Annotated in this window: 8 protein-coding genes; 5 read left to right on the top strand and 3 right to left on the bottom strand. The window is 39.4% G+C overall.

Annotated elements, in window-relative coordinates; translation table 11 throughout:
- Positions 1-154 (bottom strand): helix-turn-helix domain-containing protein (locus C200_RS15075; RefSeq protein WP_155274395.1); only part of this gene is annotated, 154 nt, incomplete at its 3' end.
- A 512-nt stretch (positions 155-666) separates the two neighbouring features.
- Positions 667-2091, bottom strand: coding sequence for an MFS transporter (locus C200_RS11260; protein WP_016211292.1), 1425 nt, complete (start codon positions 2089-2091; stop codon positions 667-669).
- 227 nt (positions 2092-2318) lie between these two features.
- On the opposite strand from C200_RS11260, the gene cyoA reads away from it, so the two are divergent.
- Genes cyoA through cyoE form a run of 5 tightly spaced genes read left to right on the top strand, consistent with a single transcriptional unit; the run spans position 2319 to position 7056 of the window.
- Entirely contained in the window at positions 2319-3260 is a 942-nt protein-coding gene (gene cyoA, locus C200_RS11255; protein WP_016211299.1) for a ubiquinol oxidase subunit II, read from the top strand.
- Between the two features lie 19 nt (positions 3261-3279).
- Complete coding sequence (gene cyoB / locus C200_RS11250) at positions 3280-5274, top strand: cytochrome o ubiquinol oxidase subunit I (RefSeq protein WP_032126720.1); 1995 nt, start codon at positions 3280-3282, stop codon at positions 5272-5274.
- On the top strand, positions 5271-5876 hold the full coding sequence (locus tag C200_RS11245; protein WP_016211298.1) for a cytochrome c oxidase subunit 3: 606 nt from the start codon (positions 5271-5273) through the stop codon (positions 5874-5876). The genes cyoB and C200_RS11245 overlap by 4 nt, the downstream gene beginning before the upstream one ends.
- A gap of 1 nt (position 5877) precedes the next feature.
- Positions 5878-6219, top strand: a complete 342-nt coding sequence (locus C200_RS11240) for a cytochrome o ubiquinol oxidase subunit IV (RefSeq protein ID WP_016211294.1) — start codon at positions 5878-5880, stop codon at positions 6217-6219.
- Positions 6220-7056, top strand: a complete 837-nt coding sequence (gene cyoE / locus C200_RS11235; RefSeq protein ID WP_016211297.1) for a heme o synthase — start codon at positions 6220-6222, stop codon at positions 7054-7056. It abuts the gene before it with no gap.
- Here cyoE and C200_RS11230 read toward each other — a convergent pair.
- The gene (locus C200_RS11230) at positions 7053-7397 is read right to left on the bottom strand and encodes a GNAT family N-acetyltransferase (protein ID WP_016211291.1); all 345 of its coding nucleotides are present in this window, start codon (positions 7395-7397) and stop codon (positions 7053-7055) included. The two genes, cyoE and C200_RS11230, sit on opposite strands and share 4 nt — an antisense overlap.
- Positions 7398-7461 lie beyond the last annotated feature (64 nt).

The following is a 7461-nucleotide window of genomic DNA, read 5'->3' as shown; positions in this document are numbered from 1 at the left end:
CTTTAAAATCGATTGGGGTGTGCCGTTTAATCTCACGGCTAATCGTGCTAGGAGAAAAGCCAAGTGCTCTAGCAATTGATCTGAGCGAGTCTCCCTCTGATAACCGTTGTTCGATATAAAAACGATCTTTTTCATTTAAGTGCCGATAAACCATCTCTACCCTCTAAGTCAAAAGGCGAACTAGAGAGTTTATCTGTATGAATATGAACTCTCTACTGAGTGTTGCACTTCAGATGACGGAGGGCGCACTTTTACTATAAGGGTCATAGCTTGAACGAGTTATTTCAACTGAGTTTAGTCGATATAAGCTTTTGCCACGACAAAGTAATGTCTCATCTATGTCAAATATAAAAATTTTCTTTGGCATGTTGCGCTCCCATCAAGAATATTATTTCTGTGGTATATTTTTATATAAAAAATATGAATTTTTCAACCATATTTTAATTATTTTTTTAAAGGCTAATTTTCAATAAAGTTTATAAAAAGTATTTTTTTATTTTGATTAAAATAAGATGAATTTATTGTGGTTTAGTTATCTAACTTAAATAGTTGTTAGAGTATTAGAAAGCGATAAGGAAGAAGCTAATCTTCCCGATGGCTCGCTATTTTTAAATTTTATTAATTATTTTAGAATTTTTATAATTTATGCTATTGATGAATCTAAGTTTAAGTCTCAGTTGCTTGGGCTTGATTATCATTATCTTGATATAAATCTGCAATGACTTTCAGGTAAGCGGTTCCTTCTTCTTTGGCAACCATCACTTCAACGACACCTGGGCGTTTGGCAAGTGTTGCTTGTAACGTGGCAGCTTGTTGTGCATTAAGAGCGCCAACATGAATGAGTCGGCTGCTGTAATGCGGTGGTTTGGCTTGTAGGAAGCTTAATATCCACCAAACGGCAAGAGCGACTAAAATAATGATCATTAACGCGGTACTATTGTGCCACGATAATAACAATCCTGCGATAGAGCCACCAATAAAAGCTCCTAAGTATTGGCTACTTGAGTAAATGCCCATGGCGGTACCTTTTGCTGCAACCGGTGAGACTTTAGAAATCCATGAAGGCAGTAAGGCTTCTAATACAGTAAAGGCTGTAAAAAACAACATTAGGGAAATAATGATACCTGGGAGATTACTGTCAAACAGCCAAACGCCAATCTGTGAGATGAGCATTAAGGCGATCATGCCTAACAATACACCCTTCATATGGCGCTTTTTCTCAGCAATGATGACAAATGGCACCATGAAGATAACTGAAACAATAAAGACAGGTAAATAAACCATCCATTGCTCATGGGCATCAAGGCTTAGTTGATGGAGCATATCCAAGGGGATAAACATAAAGCTGGCCGTTAATACAGCATGTAAGGTAAAAATACCTAAGTCTAAATTCAGGAGCTGCGGGCTAGTCATTACTGTTTTAAATTGAGACCAACGTGCTGTATTGCCCTCATGAGTAATGGAGCGCTTGGGGCTCGGGACGACTTTATATAAAACAATAATGGCAATCAGTGCTAGGGCGCCAGTAAGGTAAAAGAGACCACTGAGGCCGATATGGCCGACAAGTAAGGGGCCTAATACCATCGCAATGACAAATGAAAAGCCAATAGTCATGCCGACAGTGGCCATGGCTTTAGTACGGTGTTTATCTTTGGTTAAATCAGCGATCAGCGCCAGTGTGGCAGAGCCGATGGCCCCTGCGCCTTGTAAAGCTCGGCCGATAAAAACACCATAAATCGAGTCAGAAAGTCCGGCAATAAGGGAGCCGATTGCAAAAATAAGTAAGCCTAAGGCAATAATTTTTTTACGGCCAAAGTGATCGGAGGCCCAGCCAAAGATCAGCTGGAAAAGGCATGAGGTTGCACCATAAACGCCAAGAGTAAGTCCCACCCATAAGGTCGTTGCCCCATGAAGTTGATTAGCGTAAAGGGCAAAAATAGGCAAAATCATAAATAGCCCAAGCATGCGTAGGCCAAAGAGGCTGGCCAAAGAGAAGGTTGATTTCATTTGGCGCTTACCCGATAAGCTGTCTATATTATCTGTTGGTTGATAATGTGAATTAATATCATTAGTGTGAAGCTCTACAGTCATGCTTCATGTTACCTTTAAATCATTTCTTGACGTAAGGGCTTGTCATCATAGCATTAGAACGTGCTAATGAACACCGCTAGTAGCAAATCACAATTGATAATTATTGAAAAATGGTGTACCTTCTAGGCAATTTCAAAAGCACCTCTAATGAATGTTCGCATAACTTTGGGCTTGAGAAAGTGGTTTATAGTAATCGCTGATACTAGCGTGTACGGGATATAGAATTAATGAAGTTTATTTCTGATGTAAAAAAAATGCTTAAGAAAAATATCAAACATAAGATCCCTGCTTTTCTCTGTTTGTTGTTCGCTATTTTATCTTTAAATGGTTGTAAGACAATGCTGTTTGATCCTCAAGGGACAATTGCAGCGCAGGAGATGAAGCTCTTTATTATTGCGGTCGCCTTGATGCTGATCGTTGTTATTCCTGTGTTGATTGCCATCCCTGTGATTGCCAGACGTTACCGCGCTTCTAATACTGAAGCGAAATATACGCCTGAGTTTACTCACAGTACTAAATTAGAAATTATCTGGTGGGCTGTTCCAATTATTATCATTGCTATTTTAGCAGTGATTACTTGGGATACGACACATAAGTTGGATCCATATCGACCATTGGACGTAAAGCGTGATGGGCAGGTTGTAGAACCGATTACGATTCAAGCGATTTCACTGGAGTGGAAATGGTTGTTTATCTATCCAAAGCAAGGCATTGCAACCGTTAACTACGTACAATTCCCGGTGGATCAGCCGATACAGTTCTTAGTGACTTCGGATGCGCCGATGAACTCGTTTCAGATTCAGCAGCTTGCTGGCCAAATTTATTCGATGAGTGGTATGCAAACTAAGCTGCATATGATGGCTGATAAAATTGGTGAATATCGTGGTCGTTCGGTCAGCTTTAGTGGTGATGGTTTCTCGGGTATGCGTTTTATTACTAAAGTGACGTCTGCAAATGATTTTAATCGATGGGTGGCGTCTGTTAAAGCATCTCCTCATCAATTAACAAATGCAGAATATAAAAAATTAGTTGTTCCTAGTGAAAATCATCCGCCAGAATATTTTTCATCAGTCATGCCAGGCTTATTCAAAAAGGTCATCATGAGCTTTATGATGCCGCCTCAAGGTGAGGCAATGCCTAAAAATACTGGACCAGAAGTACATCTGTAATTAATTGTAGGACACGAGTATGCTTGATACATTACTGTTGGGGCGATTGACACTACATTCAATCCCTTATGATAACCCAATCATTATGGGCGCAGGCACGTTTATTGCCATTGTGGCCTTGGCCGTGCTGGGTTCTTTGACTTATTTTAAAAAGTGGCAATGGCTGTGGACAGAATGGTTGACCAGCGTTGACCATAAAAAAATTGGTATCATGTACATTATTCTGGCTTTTGTCATGCTACTTAGAGGCTTTTCTGATGCCATTATGATGCGCTTACAACAAGCCTTGGCGTTTGGTCATCACTTAGGTTATTTACCCCCTGAGCATTATGACCAAGTCTTTACCGCGCACGGTGTCATCATGATCTTCTTTATGGCCATGGCCTTTGTTTTTGGTTTGGTCAACATCATTGTGCCTTTGCAAATTGGTGCGCGTGATGTCGCTTACCCTTACTTAAATTCCTTGAGTTTTTGGTTGACGACCGCGGGTGCTTTATTAGTCAATATTTCTTTACTTGTTGGTAAATTTGCGGCAACTGGATGGCTTGCTTATCCGCCGTTGTCTGAATTGGCTTATAGCCCTGGAGTGGGTGTTGACTATTATCTTTGGGCGCTATCGATTTCAGGCATTGGTACGCTAATTGGCGCGATTAATATCTTTGTAACGATTATTAAAATGCGTTGTCCAGGTATGACATTGATGAGAATGCCAATTTTCACTTGGTCAGTCCTTTCATCAATGATTTTGGTCATTATCTCTTTCCCAATCTTAAATATTACTTTATTGCTATTATTCTTTGATCGCTTTTTTGGTATGCACTTCTTTACCTCCGATTTTGGCGGTAATGCCATGTTGTATATCAACTTGATTTGGACCTGGGGTCACCCAGAGGTTTATATTCTGGTCTTGCCAGCCTTTGGTATTTTCTCTGAAATTATTGCAACCTTTAGTAGAAAACCAATCTTTGGTTATGCGGCAATGGTCTGGGCGACTTTTGTCATCGCATTTTTAGCCTTTACTGTTTGGTTACACCACTTCTTTACCATGGGTGCAGGCGCTGATGTGAACTCCTTCTTTGGTATTGCAACAATGATTATTTCTATTCCAACGGGGGTTAAAATTTTCAACTGGCTTGCGACCATGTACCGCGGTAAGATTACCTTCTCGGTACCGATGATGTGGAGTATTGGCTTTTTAATTACTTTTACGGTGGGTGGCATGACCGGAGTACTGATGGCGGTACCTGGCGTTGATTTCCAGTTCCATAATAGCTTATTTTTAGTGGCTCACTTTCATAATACGATTATTGGCGGTGTTGCTTTTGGTTTATTCGCAGCCTATAGCTATTGGTTCCCGAAATTGTTTGGTTTTACTTTAAATGAGAAATTAGGTAAGTGTTCATTCTGGTGTTGGTTCATTGGTTTTTATCTTGCCTTTATGCCGCTGTATATTCTCGGTATCATGGGGATGACGCGTCGTTTGAATCATTATACTGATACCGCTTGGCATATTTACCTCGTCGTTGCTGCGATTGGTGCTGCGGTTATTTTGTTGGGCGTTATCTTCCAAGTATTGCAATTGGTTGTCAGCATTAAGCAGCGTCATGAGAATCGTGATGTGACTGGCGATCCTTGGGATGCTAGAACATTAGAGTGGTCTATTCCATCGCCGGCACCATTTTATAATTTTGCTATTACTCCGACGGTCACTTGTCGTGATTCTTTCTGGGAAGATAAAGAGCAACAAAGAAAGTCTGGCAAGACGCCAGAAAAGCCAGTGTACCAGGATATTCATATGCCAAAAAATACTAGCATAGGCTTTATTATTGGTATTTTGAGCTTGATCTTTGGTTTTGCTATGGTCTGGGAAATCATGTGGCTCTATAGCATTTCTGGTATTGCAATTATTCTTTGTGTACTTGCAAGAACCTTTAATTTTAATATTGACTATTATGTGAAAGCGAAAGATGTTGAAGCCATTGAAGTTAAACATCTAAGCGGAGCAACATCATGACAGCGACAACTGTAAATCATGCCCATCATGAGGAGCACCATCATGACGATGGCTCCAAATCTCTTTTTGGTTTTTGGACCTTTATTTTAAGTGACTGCGTTATGTTTGCAGCGTTATTCGCTTGCTATATCGTGCTTAAAGATCAGACCTATGGCAATATTGGCATCGCTCAAATTGCTAGTCCTGGCTATGTATTTCTAACGACTTTGTTCTTATTGGCCTGTAGCTTTACTTATGGAATTGGCTCAACGGCGGCACAGGCAGGCAGCCGTTGTCGTGTTTTATTATGGTTAGTTGTTACGGCAATTTTAGGGGTTATTTTTGTTTTTATGACCCTACATGAATTTGCTGTATTACTGCATAATCATCACACATGGCAGCAAAGTGCTTTTTTATCGGCATTTTTTAGCTTAGTGGGTATTCATATGATTCACGTTGCTGTTGCTGTATTATGGGCGCTAGTCTTAGTGGTTCAGTTTCTTATGCAAGGGATGACAACCGTTATGAAAACACGCTTAGCGTGTATGGGGATGTTTTTTCACTTCTTAAACCTTGTCTGGGTTTTCATCTTTATTGTTGTTTATATGATGGGGATTGCGTGATATGTCAGGTCATTATGAAGTTGCTACAAATGAAAAGAAAAATCTAGGTAAGTCACTTAGAAATTATGCCCTTGGTTTTATTTTATCAGCGGTGTTATTTGCCGTTGCGACCTTATTAGTGAGTAAACAGGCGCTGAGCTCTACGGGCGTGACTTTAGTCCTTTTGATTATTCTGGCTGTGCTATTATTAGTACAGTTAGTTTGCTTTTTTGGCTTAAATACACGGACAGAAAATGCGCGTTGGGATATGCTGACATTTGCTTTTACTATTTTGGTTACCGTTGTGGTTATCGGTGGTTCTTTATGGATTATGTATAATTTGAATTACTACATGGTACATTAATTGCGACTACTCTCTGTTACCAAACCAGGCATTATTTTTGGAAATATAGTCACCGCTTGCGGTGGCTATTTTCTTGGTAGTCAGGGAAGTTTTAGCTTTATTACCTTTGTTGCAACCATCGTTGGGATGTCATTGGTGATTGCTTGTGGCTGTGTTATTAATAATTGTATTGATCAAGATATTGATAAATTGATGGCCCGGACTAAACGGCGTGTTTCTGCCCAGGGGCTATTATCTAATGCAAATATGATCCTTTATGGCATTGCATTAGGAGTATTAGGTGTTATTTTTCTTTATTTTTTTACGAATAGACTAACTGTTATTGTTGCTCTGGTTGGATTATTTGTATATATCGTTTTATATAGCCTATGGCTTAAACGTACATCGATTCATGGTACCTTTATTGGTGCGATTTCTGGTGCTGTACCACCTGTTGTCGGTTATTGTGCAACGACTAATCGCTTTGATGCTGGGGCGATGATTTTATTTGCGATATTATTTTTATGGCAAATGCCGCACTCATATGCGATTGCTATTTTTCGTTTAAAAGACTATAAAGCTGCAAATATTCCTGTGTTACCTGTGATAAAAGGTATTGAGCATACGAAAGTAATCATGTGCATCTATACAGTACTTTTTGCTATTGTGGTCTTGTTGCCGACAATATTTGGCTATGCCGGCTATATTTATTTAAGTGTTGCCTGTGTATTTGGACTCTCTTGGCTTGTTCTTGCGATTAAGGGTTTAGGCTCTGATAGTAACATTACCTGGTCGCGCAAGATGTTTGTTTTATCTATTTTAGGTATTATGCTCTTAAGTGTTGCTATGTCGGTTTAATGTTTTACTAAACTGTAAATAATGGCATCAGCGTATTGATTGTCTGCAAGTTTTATTTCCTCTTGCCGATCGTCTGTTTTAGTAAAGCCCAGGCGTATCGGGATGTTTTGGCTTTTGATATTATTGATCGCACAGTGAATTTCTACGCACTTTAAATTAAGTGCATTAAAACCATACTCTATAAATTTCTGGCATGCTGTGGTTATTAATCCTTGACCTTGATAACAGGGTGCTAACCAATAGCCAATTTTGGCATTATGATTAGCTTTATCAAAGTGATTAAAACTTAATGTGCCGGCAATATTATTTTGATATAGCGCTCGATCAATAGTTTCTGACATAATATCAGGAGGTTAAAAAATACAATAAGGAAAAACGATGTTTTCTTTTTAGTTTTGTGTTAAG

The sequence above is a fragment of the Piscirickettsia salmonis LF-89 = ATCC VR-1361 genome (genome assembly GCF_000297215.2).
In the GTDB taxonomy this organism is placed as follows: domain Bacteria; phylum Pseudomonadota; class Gammaproteobacteria; order Piscirickettsiales; family Piscirickettsiaceae; genus Piscirickettsia; species Piscirickettsia salmonis.
Note: the sequence above shows the minus strand (reverse complement) of the source record. Positions and strands in the feature narration are given on the sequence as shown.

What these genes read in the sequence shown, in the direction of transcription:
- C200_RS11240 (WP_016211294.1), top strand. Translation starts at nt 5,878, where the DNA reads ATGTCAGGTCATTATGAAGTTGCTACAAATGAAAAGAAAAATCTAGGT.
- cyoA (WP_016211299.1), top strand. Translation starts at nt 2,319, where the DNA reads ATGAAGTTTATTTCTGATGTAAAAAAAATGCTTAAGAAAAATATCAAA.
- C200_RS11245 (WP_016211298.1), top strand. Translation starts at nt 5,271, where the DNA reads ATGACAGCGACAACTGTAAATCATGCCCATCATGAGGAGCACCATCAT.
- C200_RS11230 (WP_016211291.1), bottom strand. Translation starts at nt 7,397, where the DNA reads ATGTCAGAAACTATTGATCGAGCGCTATATCAAAATAATATTGCCGGC.
- cyoB (WP_032126720.1), top strand. Translation starts at nt 3,280, where the DNA reads ATGCTTGATACATTACTGTTGGGGCGATTGACACTACATTCAATCCCT.
- C200_RS11260 (WP_016211292.1), bottom strand. Translation starts at nt 2,091, where the DNA reads ATGACTGTAGAGCTTCACACTAATGATATTAATTCACATTATCAACCA.